The sequence below is a fragment of the Exiguobacterium sp. KRL4 genome (assembly GCF_001870785.1).
In the GTDB taxonomy this organism is placed as follows: domain Bacteria; phylum Bacillota; class Bacilli; order Exiguobacteriales; family Exiguobacteriaceae; genus Exiguobacterium_A.
Window position 1 is genome coordinate 148482 of record NZ_MOLV01000007.1, and the last position, 15603, is coordinate 164084.

The 15603-nt window shown below is 49.8% G+C and carries 17 protein-coding genes and 1 riboswitch; of the genes, 12 read left to right on the forward strand and 5 right to left on the reverse strand.

Translation table 11 applies throughout. The annotated features are described in order from the left end of the window. Position 1 precedes the first annotated feature (1 nt). The 5 genes from BLD48_RS06715 to paaX all read left to right on the forward strand — a co-directional run bounded on the left by BLD48_RS06715 (position 2) and on the right by paaX (position 5367). Positions 2 to 1510: an aldehyde dehydrogenase family protein gene (locus tag BLD48_RS06715; protein ID WP_071499519.1), complete on the forward strand. Its 1509-nt coding sequence runs from the start codon at positions 2 to 4 to the stop codon at positions 1508 to 1510. A 54-nt stretch (positions 1511 to 1564) separates the two neighbouring features. Further along, positions 1565 to 2434, forward strand: coding sequence for a 3-hydroxyacyl-CoA dehydrogenase (locus BLD48_RS06720; RefSeq protein ID WP_071499573.1), 870 nt, complete (start codon positions 1565 to 1567; stop codon positions 2432 to 2434). Further along, complete coding sequence (locus BLD48_RS06725; RefSeq protein WP_071499520.1) at positions 2431 to 3639, forward strand: acetyl-CoA C-acyltransferase; 1209 nt, start codon at positions 2431 to 2433, stop codon at positions 3637 to 3639. Before BLD48_RS06720 ends, BLD48_RS06725 begins: the two co-directional genes overlap by 4 nt. Next, positions 3636 to 4406, forward strand: a complete 771-nt coding sequence (locus tag BLD48_RS06730; protein WP_071499521.1) for an enoyl-CoA hydratase-related protein — start codon at positions 3636 to 3638, stop codon at positions 4404 to 4406. Before BLD48_RS06725 ends, BLD48_RS06730 begins: the two co-directional genes overlap by 4 nt. Before the next feature lie 76 nt (positions 4407 to 4482). Then, positions 4483 to 5367, forward strand: a complete 885-nt coding sequence (gene paaX / locus BLD48_RS06735) for a phenylacetic acid degradation operon negative regulatory protein PaaX (protein ID WP_071499522.1) — start codon at positions 4483 to 4485, stop codon at positions 5365 to 5367. A 52-nt stretch (positions 5368 to 5419) separates the two neighbouring features. Here paaX and BLD48_RS06740 read toward each other — a convergent pair whose 3' ends face one another. Beyond that, a complete protein-coding gene (locus BLD48_RS06740; RefSeq protein WP_071499523.1) occupies positions 5420 to 5938 on the reverse strand; it encodes a gamma carbonic anhydrase family protein in 519 nt (172 codons plus the stop codon). Between the two features lie 31 nt (positions 5939 to 5969). Between BLD48_RS06740 and BLD48_RS06745 the strand changes: the two genes are divergently transcribed. The 3 genes from BLD48_RS06745 to BLD48_RS06755 all read left to right on the forward strand — a co-directional run bounded on the left by BLD48_RS06745 (position 5970) and on the right by BLD48_RS06755 (position 8012). Then, positions 5970 to 6956 carry an NAD(P)H-dependent flavin oxidoreductase gene (locus BLD48_RS06745; RefSeq protein ID WP_255366249.1) on the forward strand — a complete coding sequence of 329 codons (987 nt, stop codon included), beginning with the start codon at positions 5970 to 5972 and terminating at the stop codon, positions 6954 to 6956. 122 nt (positions 6957 to 7078) lie between these two features. Beyond that, positions 7079 to 7507 carry a DMT family transporter gene (locus BLD48_RS06750; RefSeq protein ID WP_071499525.1) on the forward strand — a complete coding sequence of 143 codons (429 nt, stop codon included), beginning with the start codon at positions 7079 to 7081 and terminating at the stop codon, positions 7505 to 7507. Positions 7508 to 7532: 25 nt separating this feature from the next. Then, a complete protein-coding gene (locus tag BLD48_RS06755; protein ID WP_071499526.1) occupies positions 7533 to 8012 on the forward strand; it encodes a DMT family transporter in 480 nt (159 codons plus the stop codon). 107 nt (positions 8013 to 8119) lie between these two features. Here the strand turns inward: BLD48_RS06755 and msrA are convergent, their stop codons facing one another. After that, complete coding sequence (msrA, locus tag BLD48_RS06760) at positions 8120 to 8650, reverse strand: peptide-methionine (S)-S-oxide reductase MsrA (RefSeq protein ID WP_071499527.1); 531 nt, start codon at positions 8648 to 8650, stop codon at positions 8120 to 8122. Between the two features lie 104 nt (positions 8651 to 8754). Then, a riboswitch (SAM riboswitch) is annotated at positions 8755 to 8858 on the reverse strand. 71 nt (positions 8859 to 8929) lie between these two features. After that, entirely contained in the window at positions 8930 to 10102 is a 1173-nt protein-coding gene (locus BLD48_RS06765) for a M20 metallopeptidase family protein (protein WP_071499528.1), read from the reverse strand. A gap of 78 nt (positions 10103 to 10180) precedes the next feature. Between BLD48_RS06765 and BLD48_RS06770 the strand changes: the two genes are divergently transcribed. Further along, a complete protein-coding gene (locus tag BLD48_RS06770; protein WP_071499529.1) occupies positions 10181 to 10474 on the forward strand; it encodes a putative quinol monooxygenase in 294 nt (97 codons plus the stop codon). Between the two features lie 55 nt (positions 10475 to 10529). Here BLD48_RS06770 and BLD48_RS06775 read toward each other — a convergent pair whose 3' ends face one another. Together BLD48_RS06775 and BLD48_RS06780 are read right to left on the reverse strand one after the other, a co-directional pair. Next, entirely contained in the window at positions 10530 to 13082 is a 2553-nt protein-coding gene (locus BLD48_RS06775; protein WP_236629955.1) for an SH3 domain-containing C40 family peptidase, read from the reverse strand. Between the two features lie 168 nt (positions 13083 to 13250). After that, positions 13251 to 13808: a GNAT family N-acetyltransferase gene (locus tag BLD48_RS06780; protein ID WP_014969419.1), complete on the reverse strand. Its 558-nt coding sequence runs from the start codon at positions 13806 to 13808 to the stop codon at positions 13251 to 13253. A 258-nt stretch (positions 13809 to 14066) separates the two neighbouring features. Here BLD48_RS06780 and BLD48_RS06785 point away from each other — a divergent pair, with 258 nt between their 5' ends. The 3 genes from BLD48_RS06785 to BLD48_RS06795 all read left to right on the forward strand — a co-directional run bounded on the left by BLD48_RS06785 (position 14067) and on the right by BLD48_RS06795 (position 15589). After that, positions 14067 to 14396: a DMT family transporter gene (locus tag BLD48_RS06785; RefSeq protein WP_071499530.1), complete on the forward strand. Its 330-nt coding sequence runs from the start codon at positions 14067 to 14069 to the stop codon at positions 14394 to 14396. Next, on the forward strand, positions 14393 to 14710 hold the full coding sequence (locus tag BLD48_RS06790; protein WP_071499531.1) for a DMT family transporter: 318 nt from the start codon (positions 14393 to 14395) through the stop codon (positions 14708 to 14710). The genes BLD48_RS06785 and BLD48_RS06790 overlap by 4 nt, the downstream gene beginning before the upstream one ends. Positions 14711 to 14833: 123 nt before the next feature. Continuing rightward, positions 14834 to 15589 carry a general stress protein gene (locus BLD48_RS06795; RefSeq protein ID WP_071499532.1) on the forward strand — a complete coding sequence of 252 codons (756 nt, stop codon included), beginning with the start codon at positions 14834 to 14836 and terminating at the stop codon, positions 15587 to 15589. Positions 15590 to 15603 lie beyond the last annotated feature (14 nt).

Sequence of the window (15603 nt, forward strand, 5' to 3'; positions counted from 1 at the left end):
TATGTCAACGGTACATGAAAAAACAATCGAGATGAAACGTTCCGTTTATCATCTGGTCATCAACGGCGAGCAAGTCGAAGGGGCATCAGGGGAGACATTCAAGACCTATAATCCGGCAACGGGCGAAGTCATCGCGGAAGTCGCGAAAGCGTCAAAAGAAGATGCCGATCGTGCGGTACAGGCGGCACGGGAAGCGTTTGATCACGGGAAGTGGAAAATGTGGCCGGTCGGTCGCCGGTCGCAAGTCCTGAATAAAATTGCCGGCATCATGCGTTCACGATTCAATGAACTCGTAGAACTCGAGATTCTCGATACGGGAAAATCACTTGCTGCAGCACAAGGGCAAATCACGCAAGCGATTGAAGACTTTGAATTTTATGCCGGAGCGATCGTCGGTCACCGTGGTGCCGTCAATAACGTGCCAGGCCAGTTCCATAACTACACAGAAAAAGAACCGGTCGGCGTCTGCGCCCAAATCATTCCGTGGAACTATCCGTTGATGATGGCTGCCTGGAAAGTCGCACCAGCGATTGCGGTCGGCTGTTCGGTCGTCGTGAAACCGGCGACCCTGACACCCCTGACAGCAATCATCCTCGGCGAGATTTGCCTCGAAGCCGGTGTACCAGCGGGTGTCGTCAACGTCATTCCGGGCTCGGGCCGTGAAATCGGCAACCACTTGGTGGAACACCCGAATGTCGATAAAGTCGCCTTTACCGGTTCGACACCAGTCGGAAAAGACATCATGGGTCGGGCATCGGAAAGCTTAAAACGCGTCACACTGGAACTCGGCGGCAAATCACCGAATCTCGTGTTTGAGGATGCCGATATCACGGCAGCTGTCGACGGTTCGCTGTTTGGGATTTTCTACAACAGCGGTCAGTCGTGTGAAGCACGGTCCCGCCTGTACGTCCATGAAGATATTTACGAAACGTTCATGGAACAGTTCGTCGCGAAGACGAAACAACTCGTTCTCGGTAACCCGTTTGACAAAGGAACACATGTCGGGGCAATCATCGACCAACAACAGCTCGATGTCATTGATGGATACGTCCAGTCGGCGAAAGCAGACGGAGCAACGATTTTGACTGGGGGTCAAGTCGAGAAGGTGGCTGGTTTTGAAGAAGGTTTCTGGTATGCACCGACGATCATTGCGGATGTCACACACGAGATGAAAGTCGTTCAGGAAGAAATCTTCGGACCGGTCGTCGTCGTGATGAAGTTCAAGGATGAAAAAGAAGCCGTCCGTCTCGCAAACGATACGGAATTTGGACTCGGATCAGCGATTTGGACGAAGGACGGGGCACGGGCAACGCGGATTGCCAATCAAATCAAAGCCGGTATCGTCATGATCAACTGTCCGTTCTCTGCCTTCCCGGGAACACCATTTGGCGGATACAAACAATCTGGTTTCGGTCGTGAACTGTGTATCGAAACACTTGATTTATATACGGAAACGAAAAGTATTTTGTCGTATTACGGCAGTCGTCCACTTAATCCGTTCGGACTGTAAAACCAAGCGTGCGGACGTTCGTCCGGACGCTTTTTTAAAGGGGGAAATCAGATGATGGTTCAACAGATGGTTGTCGTAGGGTCGGGTGTTATGGGAAGAGGAATTGCGTACGTGGCAGCGGCCAGCGGATTTGATGTGACGTTAGTCGATGTCGAACAAAAGCTGTTGACGTCCGCGCAACAGGAATTAGAAACGATTGCCGATAAAGCCATCATCCGCGGGAAAATGACGACGGAAGAAGTCGAGCAGTTGTTCCGACGTTTGAGTTATGCAACGGATTTAAAGGAGTCTGTCAAAGAAGCGGATCTTGTGATTGAGGCCGTTCCGGAACGACTCGAGATCAAACGGACGGTGTTTGAGACACTTGACCGCTATGCGCCGGCCGGTTGTGTTTTTGCAACCAATACGTCGACGATGAGTCCGACGGAGATTGCTTCGTTTACCCGTCGACCGGAACGTATCATGGCGATGCACTTCTTTAATCCGGTTCACCGGATGCCGCTTGTCGAACTGGCCCGGGGTCTTGAAACGTCAGAAGAGACCGTGTCGATTTGTGAGGATGTCGCACGCCGTATGGGCAAAGAGACGGTCGTCATTCAAGAGTTTCCGGGGTTCGTCACGTCACGAATCAGTGCACTCGTCGGAAACGAAGCCTTTTATATGCTGCAAGAAGGACTCGGAACACCGGAAGAAATCGATAAGGCGATTAAGCTGGGGTTAAACTATCCGATGGGTCCGTTTGAACTTGGAGATTTGGTCGGACTCGACACCCGATTAAACAATTTACGGTATCTCCACGAAAAATTAGGCGAAAAATACCGTCCGGCACCACTGCTTGAACAATATGTCAAAGCAGGACGCCTTGGACGGAAAACCGGGCGCGGTGTCTATGAGTATTCCGACAGCGGGGTGAAGACACGATGAGACGTGTGGCCATCATTGATGCCGTCCGTACACCGATTGGCCGGTATAACGGAGCACTGAAAGACGTTCGGCCGGATGATTTAGGCGCCTGTGTCATTCAAGCACTCGTTGACCGGAATCCAAAGGTGGATCCGAGTCAAATCGAAGAAGTGATTTTTGGAAATGCCAATCAGGCAGGAGAAGACAATCGGAATGTCGCCCGGATGTCCGGTTTGCTTGCCGGTCTACCGGTCGAAGTCGCCGGGACGACCGTCAACCGGCTGTGTGGATCCGGACTCGATGCCGTCATCGCAGCAGCCCGGGCGATTGCGATGAACGAAGGAGAAATCTATATTGCCGGCGGGACAGAAAGCATGACCCGGGCACCGCTCGTCATGGGAAAGACGGAAACGGGTTTCGCCCGCGGGAATACAACGATCTATGACACGACGATCGGCTGGCGGTTCGTCAATGAAAAACTGGATGCTAAATACGGAACAGACTCAATGCCGGAGACGGCGGAACATGTGGCAGTCCGTTACGGGATTTCACGCGAAGTGCAGGATGATTTTGCCTTTTTAAGTCAGCAACGGGCTAAACAGGCGATGGAGACACATCGTTTTCAAACAGAACTTGTTCCGGTGCAGTATACGACACGTAAAGGACAGATCATCGAAGTGGATACGGATGAACATCCACGGCCCGGCACGAGCCGTGAAAAACTCGGAACACTCAAAAGTCTGTTTCCAAATGGCACGGTCACGGCGGGAAATGCTTCCGGTGTCAACGACGGGGCAGCCGCCTTATTGCTCATGAGTGAAGAAACGGCAGATCGTCTTGGATTGACGCCGCTCGCCTATTACCGGGCCAGTGCCGTCGCCGGCGTCGAACCCGCTGTCATGGGAATCGGACCGGTCGATGCGACCCGTAAAGCGTTGAACCGGGCAAAATTGACGGTCGAACAGCTGGATTTGATTGAATTGAACGAAGCCTTTGCAGCACAAAGTGTGGCCTGTATGCAAGAGCTTGGATTACCGCCGGAAAAAGTCAATGTCAACGGAGGGGCAATCGCGTTCGGCCATCCACTGGGCGCAAGCGGGGCACGGATTTTAACGACGCTTTTACACGAGATGTGCCGCACGAATCAGACATATGGTCTCGCGACGATGTGTGTCGGCGTTGGTCAGGGCATCGCTTTAGTTGTCGAACGGGAGGGACTCACATGATTCATTTGGAAAGATTGGACCACGTCGCGGTTATTCGGATTGACCGGCCGGAACGGATGAACTGCTTTGATTATCCGACGCTGGTCGAGCTGCAACAGCTTGTCACGACTGTCCGTCATGATCCGACTATTCGGGTCGTCCTCTTTACGGGAACGGGTAAGGCGTTCAGCGCCGGTGCTGACTTGAAGGAACGGATGACGTTAAACGAAACGGAAGTACGGCGCAACGTCGAGGCGATTCGTGACGTTTTCACCGACATCGCCAATTTGCCGCAACCGACGATTGCTGCCGTTAACGGTCATGCGCTCGGTGGTGGCTTCGAATGGATGCTCGCCTGCGATTTCCGGATTATCGTCAAAGGGGCACTGGTCGGATTGACAGAAACCAGTTTCGGTATCATTCCGGGTGCCGGCGGGACGCAACGGTTGCCGCGGTTGATTGGAGAGACACGGGCGAAGGAATTGATTTTCACGGCTAAGAAGATTGATGCGGAGACCGCAGAACGGTACGGGATCGTCTCGCGTGTCGTCTCGACGGTTGAAGAACTGATGGAAGTCTGTCTCGCCTTCGCTAACGAAATGTTGAAAAACGGACCGGTCGCGATCCGGCAGGCGAAACAGGCGATTGATCAAGGGCGGGATGGATCACTTGCGGAAGGACTAGTACTTGAGACCGCTGCGTATGAAGTCGTCATCCCGACGGAAGACCGACTGGAGGCCTTACAAGCCTTTGCCGAAAAGCGGACCCCACAGTTTCAAGGGAAATGAGGATGGTCGTCTTCTGAAATAACACGTATACTAACGGTAGACAAAAAAACGTTATATTAAAGAGAGAGTGAATGACATGAGTGCGAATACACAATCGATGATTTTTACCGTATACGGGGACTACATTCGACACTACGGTAATCAGATTTGGATCGGGAGTCTGATTCGTCTGCTGAAAGAGTTTGGTCATAATGAACAGGCCGTCCGGGTGGCTGTCTCACGGATGGTCAAACAAGGCTGGTTGACGTCACAAAAACAAGGAAATAAAAGTTTTTATTCGTTGACACCACGCGGGGTCGAGCGAATGGAAGAAGCCGCGCGACGGATTTATAAATCGACGCCTCACGTCTGGGACGGAAAGTGGCGGACGTTGATGTATACGATCCCGGAAGACAAACGACAAATTCGGGATGAGTTACGAAAAGAATTGTCCTGGAGCGGTTTTGGTAATTTATCAAACGGGGTCTGGATTTCCCCCAATCCGCTCGAAAAAGAAGCGGAACGTCTGATTGAGGCATACGGCATCACCGAGTATGTCGATTTTTTTGTCGGCGAATACCATGGTCCACAACAGGATCAATCCCTTGTCGAACGTGCTTTTCCGCTTGACGAACTCCAACAACGGTATGAGATGTTCATCGCCGAATACAGCCGGCGCTATATCGTCCATCAAAGCCGGATCCAGCTCGGTGAGATGGATGACGAACAATGTTTTGTGGAACGGACGACACTTGTCCACGAATACCGGAAGTTTTTGTTTAGTGATCCCGGACTGCCGCAGGAATTATTGCCGGACGCTTGGAGTGGTCAGCACGCTGCCTTATTGTTTGAGCAGTATTACCGATTACTCGCAAAACCGGCAAGTCGATTCTTTGAAACGATTTTTCAGGAAACGCATGACGTGTCACAAAAAAGCGCCGATTATGATGCATCGGAACATCCGTTATTTGCCGAGCGGTAATCAAAAAAATGCTCATCCCGAGGATTCGAGATGAGCATTTTCTGGATGAAAATTAGTCCTGTGCAAACTGTTTCCGGAAGGCATATCCTTTATCGACATAAGAATCAATCGATTCTTGAATCATCTCCAGATCTGCTGCCGTGAGTTCACGCACGACTTTACCGGGGGATCCGATGATCAACGAACGAGGCGGGAATTTTTTGCCGGATGGAATTAATGTGTTGGCGCCGATGATACATTCTTCTCCGATTTCAGCATGATCGAGAACAGTCGCACCCATCCCGACGATCGAGCGACGTCCGATCTTACAGCCATGAAGAATCGCATTATGTCCAACGGTCACTTCATCCTCAACGATGACCGGTGCTCCTTCGTAGAGATGGATGGTCGCATTGTCCTGAATGCTGCACCGTTGTCCGATCGTAATCGGACCTTCATCACCACGCAGGACGGCATTGAACCAAATCGTCGATTCTTCGCCGACGGTCACGTCACCAATCAAAAAAGCACCGGGAGCGACAAAAACATTTGCTGCTAAGCTTGGAGAAACATCGCGGTACGGAATATTCATCAGAACGCCTCTTTTCTAAAAATGAATTAAAATTCAGTCTTACTTAGTATACCATTCTTGGCAACGGAAACGGAGGGAGACCATGTCTCGTCTATGTACCAAATTACAGATCGATGTGCCGATCATTCAAGGTGGCATGGGAAACATCAGCCATGCCGAACTGACGGCAGCGGTCTCAAATGCCGGGGGACTCGGAACGATTGGATGCGGGACGATGACGCCTGCTGAAGTCAAACGATTGATTGAAGCGACACGCCGGTTGACGTCGCGTCCTTTTGCCTTGAATATCGCCATCCGGGTCTCGCCTCATGCGGAGCAGTTGATTGAGTTAGCGATTGAAGAACGGATTTCGGTCGTATCCCTGTCGGCCGGCAACCCAGCTCCTTTTTTGTCGAAGTTACGGGAGGCGGGAATCCAGACGATTGGTGTGGTCGCTTCCGTCAAACAGGCGATTAAAGCCGAACAGGCAGGAGTGGATGTGCTGGTAGCGGAAGGAGTCGAAGCCGCGGGTATCAATTCGCCGCTTGAGTTGACGACGATGACCTTGATTCCGCAAATCATGGATCATGTCACGATTCCCGTCCTTGCCGCCGGTGGCATCGGCGACGGGCGTGGTCTTGCTGCTGCCTGGATGCTCGGAGCAGAAGGGGTGCAACTCGGAACCCGGTTGATTGCGACACAAGAATCCCGTGTGCACGAGCATTATAAAAGACATCTTGTGCAGGCGGATGATCTCGAGACGCGGATCATTGGTCGTGAAGTCGGACAAGTCCGGCGGGTGTTGAACGGACCGTATGTCGCTGCGTTGCAGCCGACGTCACTCGCTGCCTTTCAAGAACAGACGAACGAATCATTTCATATCAAAGGAGCACTCGAGGGCGACGAGACAGAAGGATACGTCAACGCCGGTCTCGTTTCCGGTTTGATTGATGATGTTCCGACCGTTGCGGAACTGTTTAACCGAATGATGGACGACGCCTTTGGACGGATTGAACGGATGTATCGGACACTCCAGTAGCATGAATTCAAGAGAAGCAGACCTTACTTGGTCGGCTTCTTTTTTTATTTTTAGGACATTTGTCCTTTTCAAAGGATGACAGAATGGTGTCTACTCGTAACTAGAGAAAAAGGAGGATGAAGATGCAAGGAATCATTTTTGCGTTATTCAGCGGATTGTTCATCGCGCTGCAAGGCATCTTTAATGCCCGGCTTGGTGACGCGGTAGGTCCATGGTTATCCGTGACCATCGTCCACTTCGTTGGTTTAATCGGTTGTTTGTTGATTTATGGATTCGTCCGGGACCGAAAAATCGGCGGTTTTCGTACGTTGCCGCTTATTTATGCGAGCGGTGGATTACTCGGCGTCTTAGTCGTCGTCACGGAACTGACGTCGATTCAATTGCTTGGGATGACATGGGCGATGTCGCTGTTGCTCGTCGCACAGATTCTTTGTGCTTTTGTGATTGATTTGAACGGCTGGTTTGGGGTCATTAAAAAAAGCAGTAACAAAGGGCAATGGATGGGTGTCGGCTTGATGTTGGCCGGCGTTTTGATTTTTTCATTGGCCTGACGGGAACTTGTGAGGAGGAAATAGAATGGGATTAGGAATGTTTTGTGCCATCGTCGCCGGAATGATGATCAGTTTACAAACTGTCTTGAATGCACGGATGAGTCATGCCTTTGGTGCCTGGGCGACAACGACGTTAGTCTTCTTTGTCGGACTGCTCGGTTCGTTGCTTGCATTGGTCTTCTTTCGCGGAGGAACGCTTGCGGCAGTCCGTGAAGTCGAACCGCTTTATCTATTTGGCGGTTTCGTCGGAGTCGGGGTCGTGTTTTGTGTCATGCGGGGCATTCAACTGCTGGGTCCGTCAATCGCGATTTCCGTCGTCTTGATTTCGCAACTCAGTTTTGCGCTGTGTGTCGACGTCTTTGGCTGGTTCGGTTTACCGAAAGTCGACTTGTCGTTTGGACAGATCATCGGCTTGGCCGTCATGCTGAGCGGAATGTTCGTCTTGAAACGGTATCAAGTCGTGGATGAGGCGAAACAAACAGACGACGTCCAAGCGATTTCTTAAGAAAATCGTCAACAACTCAGAAGATGTATCAAAAAAAGAGATCATTTCTTTCACGCCACTTCTACTAGTAAAGTGCGTGAAAGGAATGATCTCTTTTTGAAGCTGAATCAGACGGTTACTTCTTCTTTCCAGGCAACATCGATAAAGGTATCGCGACCGGAAGCTTTCCGGTCTTTTTTGTAGTGCGCCGGATTTTTTTTGTGGAAGTCTTGATGATATTCTTCCGCCGGGTAAAAAGCATGCGCCGGTTCAATCCGTGTGACGATCGGTTGTTTGAAACGGTTTGTCGCGGCTAGCGCGTCGCGTGACGCGATGGCTGCAAGTCGCTGTTCTTCCGTATGGTAAAAAATTGCGGGAGCATACTGCGTGCCGCGGTCTTGGAATTGTCCGCCTGCATCGGTCGGATCCGTTTGCGGCCAGTACAGTTCCAGTAACCGTTCGTATGAAAACAGTGCCGGATCAAATGTAATCTCGACGACTTCCGAATGTCCAGTCGTTCCTGTTTTGACTTGCTCATATGTCGGGTTGTCGACATGTCCTCCTGTATAACCGGACACGATACTGTGAATACCCGGTAATTCCTCAAATGGTGTCACCATGCACCAGAAACATCCTCCTGCAAATGTTGCTTTTTCCATGTCATCTCTCCCTTTCCCTTGGTTCCTTGAACCGTAATGCTCTCATTTCTGACAGCGAGAAAACGAAAACGACTCCTTTGCTTGGTTGCAAAAGGAGTCGCCGCTTTTTATCAACCAAAGCTTTCGCTTTGCTGGTCGTAGCACCTTGCTGTACGCAGGTTGCTGGGACGTCATCGATCCAGATCTCTCGGTCCACTCTTGATAAGTGTTATATGAAGTTGATGTAAGTTCGTTATCATTGGGATGATAATACCATTCACAAAAGCGGAAAGTCAATCCTTATGTTTGTAAGGCGCGCAGAACCGTCGCACCTAACGTCTTTGCTCCAATCAGCAAGGCCTGCTCGTCGATTTCATACTTCGGATGGTGCTGCGGATAAATCGTTCGACCGTCCGTCTTCGCAGAACCGGTAAAGAAGTAACTGCCCGGGACCTGCTCGAGGTAATAGGCGAAATCGTCGGCGGCCATCATCGGTTTGACTTCACGGACTTGTCCTTCCGGTAAAAAGCTGGCCGCTTCCCGGACGAGCTTCGTTTCATTCGGATGATTCCAAAGAGACGGATAACCGGTCGTGAAATCGATGGAATACGTAGCGCCAATTCCGGCACACGTCGTCCGGGCGATCAGATCAACCTGCTGGCGCAACTGATGCCGGAGTTGCTCGTTGAACGTCCGGATTTCTCCGACGATCCGGGCTTCGCCGGTCACGATGTTCGGAGCCGTTCCCGCGTGAAACGAACCGATGGCGACAATCGCCGGTTCGAACGGGTCAACACGTCGGCTGACGAGGTGCTGAAGATTGCAGACAAGCTGTGCACCGGCGACGAGCGCGTCCTGCGTCCGGTGCGGGGCTTGGGCATGACCGCCTTGACCATGAACGACGATTTCAAATTCATCGATCGCACATAACGTATGACCGCTGTGATAACCGATTGTCCCAACCGGAAGATCGTTTTCGAGGTGGGTACCGAAAATCGCATCGACTCCGTCGAGACAGCCGTCTTCGATCATTTGAATGGCACCGCCCGGAAACACTTCTTCGGCGTGTTGATGGATAAAGACGACAGTTCCTGTTAATTCATCTTGAATGTCCTGAAAAGCAGCGGCGAGTCCAAGAACGATGGCGGTATGCCCGTCGTGTCCGCAGGCATGCATGACACCGGGATGGATTGAACGAAACGACAGTTCGGTTTCTTCCTGTAACGGCAACGCGTCAAAATCGGCCCGGACAGCAATCGTTTTTCCGGGACGTGTCCCTTTGAGTGTCGCGACGATGCCGCTCCCTCCGACTTGTTCGCGGTAGGGGATACCAAGTGCTTCATAATGTTCGATAATTTTAGTCGGTGTCCGGACTTCTTGGAACGATAATTCCGGGTGACGGTGAAAATCACGCCGTAAACGAATCATCTCGGCTTCGTATTGATCGAGAGCAGCAAATAAATTTTCTTGCATTGAAATCATCCTTTGCGGTATGTCTTTAGGAAAAACGGGTACAGATAGAGGTAATCAAATCAGAGGAGGAATCAACACATGGGTGAAATCATCGTCAATGCCGTTCTTACAGTCAAAGCAGGATTAGCGGATCAAGTCTTTCCCATTTTAAGTACGGTTTACAAAGCAACACAAAACGAGCCGGGCTGCTTACGCTATACGTTACATCAATCGATTGAAAATGAACATCAGTTCATGCTGTATGAAGTCTACCAAGATGAGGCTGCACTCGAAGCGCATATCGCATCGGACCACTATAAAGCATACCGCGAACAAATCGAGTTGTACCTTGAAGACCGTCAAGTGACGAAATACGTCGAGATGACGTTCTGAACTATAAGCGAAGAGGGCTGACTTTAAAGTCAGACCCTCTTTTTTGTTTGTGATTTTACATCGATTTAAAGCCAAGGAAATGTTCGCGCCAACGCGGCTCATAGATGGAATTGATTTGCAGTTGCGAGCCGCCGGCATGGATGAAATATTCATTGTCGAGCATGATACCGATGTGCGACGGACCATCGGTATACGTATTCTCGAAAAAGACGATATCCGAGCGTTTTCCACTGCTGATCGTCGTCCGACGGTTCGTAAAGAAGGCGCCGTACCAATAGCCGCTGACGTTTGTCCGTCCACCGTATTTCCCGGCTTGGTTCGTTGCGTAATGAATCAAACCAGAACAGTCAAAGCCACCGTTGGCTGACGTTTGTGATCCCCATGTATACGGTGTCCCTAAATGTTTGGCGGCTGCCTGAATCAACTTTTCACCGCGCGATGTATTTTTCTGTACAATCCGTGTGTCGCCTGTAACGGTAACCGCACTTACCGGTAGATAAACAGGTGACCAGCCGGACTGAATGACATAAAAGTTGCCGACCCGATACCGGGGATAGACGCGTTTTCCTTGTTCGATCAATCCAGCACTTTTCGGACTGACAGGTGTAGCAAAATAAGACGTCGTTGTTTTGACCGTATAGATTTTTTGACGGTTGATCGTTTGTTGGGTGTAGCGCATATCCGGCTTTGTCGTTCCGATATAGGGATTGATGACGTAACCGGTCGTCCCGTTCGGTAAGCGGACCTTCCAGAAATCATCGTCAATCGCCTTCAGCCCAACCAGCTTCGTCCCTTTACTTAAATAACCGGCAGGACGGCTGTACGCGACATCAGCCGAAAAGAGCGGCGTCTGATCAAAGTGCACATAAAAGACGGTTCCGACTTTCGGACTGGCGACCGGTTTGTTTAAGCCGAGTTTACTCGAGTCGACGAAACCAAACATCGTCCCGACTTTGACCCGGGTGTAGTAGCCGCTCTTGCCGTAAATCGACAGGGTGGTATTTTTTTTAAGCGTCCCGATTTTTCCCGTCAGACTGGCTTTTGGATGAACGACCAGTTTATCCTCGAGCACATAACGGGTTCCGGTGATATCATATAAATCCGGTTTTTTCGTCACGAGATCCGTTGTCTTGACGTAGCCATAGACCGATCCGACCTTGACCCGGGTGAACGAACCGCTTGTCCCGTAAATATCAATCTGTTCCGCCCGTTTCATCGAGCGGAGAACGGTTTTCGCTGTCGTGTCTTTGAAGATCGACGTGTTTTTACCCGCATACTGAAGTCCCGTCTTCGCAAAGACTTTTGTTTTCGCGAGGGCACTCGTCAAGACGAAGGCATACTGACCACGGAATAGAATCCGGCTGTAGGCCCCACTTGTGCCATAGACGGTTAATAACGTATTCGTTTGATGATTTTTCAAAATCGGACTGGAACTGCTTGCCGCCTGACGAATCGGTGTTGATGCCTGGACATAAAGGCGGTCTGTTTTGGCATACACTTGTAAAGGTGCCAATGCACTCGTCAAGACGAATGCATGCTGACCGCGGAATAAAATTCGGCTGTAGGCGCCACTCGTCCCGTAGACCGTCAGCAACGTGTTCGTCGGATGCTGTGCGAATATCGGGCTCGTACTGTTCGCAGCTTGACGGACCGGCGTCGGACTTTGCACGTAGAGGCGGGCAGTCTGCTCAAAAAATGCAAGATCCCCAAGGTGTGCCGTCAAGACAAAACCATACGTATCATTCAACCGGACACGCGTGTAGTTACCGGAGACGCCGTAGATGTCGATGCGTTGGTTTTGTGCCAGTGTGCCAAGTGGTTTTCCGGTTGCGGAAGCGGTCGGATAGATAGTTGTGAGGTGTTGGCTGTATTTTTTGCCGGTCACCGAGTACGAGGTGACTTTTGTTGTTCCGAGATGGGCTGTCAAAATGAAAGCATAACGATCGTTCAACTTGATCCGGGTAAACGTGCCGGACGTTCCGAATGTTTCGACGGGTTGATTGACGGCGTATTCTGCAAGAGCGGTTCCATTGGCATCAGCCGTCGGATAGACCATCGTTTTCTGTTGGACGAAGCGTTCCCCGGTCGCCGCATAGACAGGGGTTGCACTGAGATCAGCCGTCAAAACGAACTGATACACCGCGCCCTGTTTGATGCGTGTGAAAAGACCTTCTTGACCATATGTATCGACTGCTGTATTTTGAGCCAACGAATCGGTTGTCACCGTTTCTGAAGCAGCTGCTGTATAAAGTGGCGTCGATTTATTCGTATAGCGACTGTCGATTTTTGAGTAGGTTGGAGCAGCGGCCAATTGTTCGGCCTTAACGAAACGATAGACGCCGTCGAGCAGGATGCGTGTAAACAGACCTTCTGTCCCGAACGTCTCGACTTCCGTCGCAGCAGGTAAGGTACTGAGGGAATCAGGACTTTCCGGTGTTTCAAATACAGGGGTGACCGTTTGGGTGAACTGTTTGCCGGTCGCAACGTCCGTCTGTTCGTCGACGACTGCCGGAGCAACGTCACCTTCTGCAAGGCCGTTGACCGGAAATGAACTAAACAACATGACGGAAGCAGCCAGTGAGGTGAACCATTTTTTTGATAAAGGCATCGTATGTAAAACTCCATTTCTTGAAAAATTAATTTTGAACCAATTAAAACTAAGTTTACCATGTTCATTTTTCATGAAGTAGAAAGATATCAAAAAAAGTCAAATTCAGACTAAAAATTGGGAACAAAGGAAAAGGTGCTCTCCTGTTGTGGAGAAACACCTCTTTCATCATTTCGTATCGTCTTCATGGTCGACTTGCCATTCCCAATCGAGCATGCCGTAAATCAGTGAATCGCGCCAATGATCTTCCAAGTAGACAGTCTCACGCAATTGTCCTTCCTTTGTCATCCCGACTTTTTGAAGGACACGTTCTGAGGCAAGGTTTCGCGGATCACACGTCGCCGTAATGCGATGTAACTCTAATTTTTCGAAGCCGAATTCGAGTAAAAAGCTGGCGATGGACGTCGCATACCCATTACCCCATTCGTCAGGAGACAGGATATAACCAATCTCAGCACTTTTATGTTCGGCATCGGTGATGACAAGTTCGCCAGCACCGATGACATGGTCGTTTGAGAAGGTGACAGCAAAGACATAACGGCGTCTCGGATTTTCAAGCTCACTTTCGAGCGCATCATGGATGAACTGTTTACTATCACTTTCGGAGTTTGGTCCCCATGACTGATACTGGCTGACGATCGGTTGAGAAGCATAGGCATGGACGGCTTCTAAATCCTCTGGCGTGAAACGACGAATACGTAGTTGCTCGTTGATTTTATAGCGCATGATGGACTCCTCCTCTGTAGTTGACTCTCTCTATATATTGGCCATTCGGTCTGCTTTTCCTGTTTGACAGGCAAAATCAAGCGTGCTAAAGTCGGTGTATCGAATGAAATGAATAGTAATCCTCTAGGGTTCCGTTCGGCTGGACCAAGGGAGGAACGTAAGGGAAACCTTATGCAACGGAGGGATAAAAGCCCGGGAGTAAAGCGTTTTGGCGCTTGCTCCCGGGCTTTTTTGTTGGAGATATAAGGAGGAAATCATATGACTAAGTATTGGTTGATTATCGTTTTAGCGGCATTTTTTGAAGTCGGCTGGGTCATCGGATTAAAACACGCGGCAACACCACTCGAATGGGGTGCGACGATCATCAGTATCATCGTCAGTTTCACGGTCTTGATCAAAGTCAGTAATCATTTACCGGTCGGAACGGTGTACGCAGTGTTCGTCGGGCTTGGAACGGCTGGAACTGTCCTGACAGACATCCTGTTATTTGGCCAATCCGCGTCGATTGTCAAACTGATGCTGATTGTTGTTTTACTCGTCGGCGTCATCGGATTGAAGTTGGTCAGTGGGGAGGGTGAAACACAATGAGTTGGGTTTATTTGATTCTCGCAGGACTATTTGAGATGGTCGGTGTCGTCTTGATCAACACGTTTAATCAACAAAAAAATGCAAAAAATCTTCTGTTGATGTTCGCTGGTTTTGGATTCAGTTTTTTATTCCTGACTTTGGCGATGAACGAACTTCCGATGGGAACGGCATATGCAGTCTGGACCGGAATCGGTGCAGCAGGTGGCGCGGTTCTCAGTATGATTTTTTATAAGGAAGCAAAGGATTGGAAACGACTGGTCTGTATCGGTTTGATCATCAGTGCGACCATCGGTTTGAAACTGATCGGAGAATAAACATATCATTTAGATTACTTTTCTGATCGGAGCCGATTTAGTGGCATATTTTAGTGAAAAAAAGGAAATACTCCTTATAAGACAAGTGCGTCATTAAAATCGTGCATAAGGGGATGGATCGGTATGAAAACGAAACAGTATATTGGAACATTTTATAAAGAAGAAGAATTAATCTCGAAAATGGATGAGTTGCATCAGCAAGGTCATCGCGAAGAAGATTTTTATATCATCGTCAAAGAGAAATCGAATCTGCAACTCGTTCGGAGCCAAATGGACGCGGAGATCGCAACGACAAAACCATCATGGCTTGACCGGATTCGGGGCAATCAGGGACGCGATCAGGAAGTAGATGGTCTGTTTGGTTCACTGGATTTACCGGCCGATCAAGTCGAAGTCCATAAAACAGAAGTCGAAGGCGGCGGATTCGTGTTATTACTTGAAGTCCAGGACATCCAGTTCGATCCCCATCTGAATACGGACAATACCCATCCGGATGTCAAAGTCCGTTACGGCAGTTACGAAGAAACACGTACGTCAGAGGATGCCAATTCCAACGCACAGCTCGGATCAGGGAATCCGCTTGATGTCGACAAGGATTCAGAAGAAGAGCATGCAAAAATCGACTTACATCGAGCGGGTACAGATAAAATGCCGCAAGATGAACAAGCCATTAATCACGCAAAGCTTGATGGAGACCGCGAACCGAACATTGCGATGCGGCGTGATGATGATTTCAAACGTCCCGAGTGGGAAGAACAAAAAGCACGTCACGAGGACGAGAAGACAGATGACAAAGAGGATCTTCATCGTCCAACCCGTTCAGTGGATCGTTCAGATGATCTGGCAAAACAAGACCATGGAAATGATTTGGACCGCTAAACAATAACAAAAAA